We start from the raw sequence: 720 nt of genomic DNA on the forward strand, positions 1-720 counted from the left end.
ACCTAACGCCTGAAAAGAACATGATGGGGCGAATTGACCGACCTGAAGAGTATGAAGATATTGCAACAAAGTGTGTCAGCCAATATCGCATGAAGAACAAAGATCGCTGTCTGGTTGTCCTATCTCGTGAAGATGAGATCCACGATAACAGCAAAACAGCTGAAGCACTTGAAGACTATTACCAAATCATTTGGGATGAGAAAGAGTCCCATAAGTTCAAGAAGATTTCCCAGCATTTACAGGCGATGAAAGCATTTAAGAACGCCTAACGCCTGACTTAATGTTGATCGAGAAAGCAGTACTTTGACGAGTGCTGCTTTTTTTTGCCTGACGAATTGAGCCGCTGAATACAACTGACGCAAACGTTAACTATTTTTTCTGCGAAACCTCATTGAAGGTAAGGATTTTAGTTGCGGTCACGTTTTTGCTCTATATAATGTTCGGTAATAAAATATTTTGATAAATATCAAAAAAAATTGAGAGCGAGTCATAAACTTGCCCACTTATTTGTGCTCTACCTCTCAGGTAGACCCATTTTATCCATGTGAAAACACTAAAGCGGACGACTTTAGTTTGAGCCCCTCTAAACACTCGGTAACAGGACAACAAATACATTTACATCACTCCTTTAGCGACAGCGCAGGTTTCCGAGTAGAAAACAGAATTTATCGGTTGGAGTAATCGAGCCGAACACTTTTTATTTATTTTGTAGAGGATTGT

At 39.9% G+C, this 720-nt stretch carries 1 protein-coding gene; it reads left to right on the forward strand.

The features are described 5' to 3' along the window. Window positions 1-269: YqiA/YcfP family alpha/beta fold hydrolase (locus tag KIV40_RS35270; RefSeq protein WP_285354131.1), on the forward strand; the 269-nt coding region annotated here is incomplete at its 5' end. Window positions 270-720 lie beyond the last annotated feature (451 nt).

Source organism: Vibrio sp. D173a, assembly GCF_030248475.1.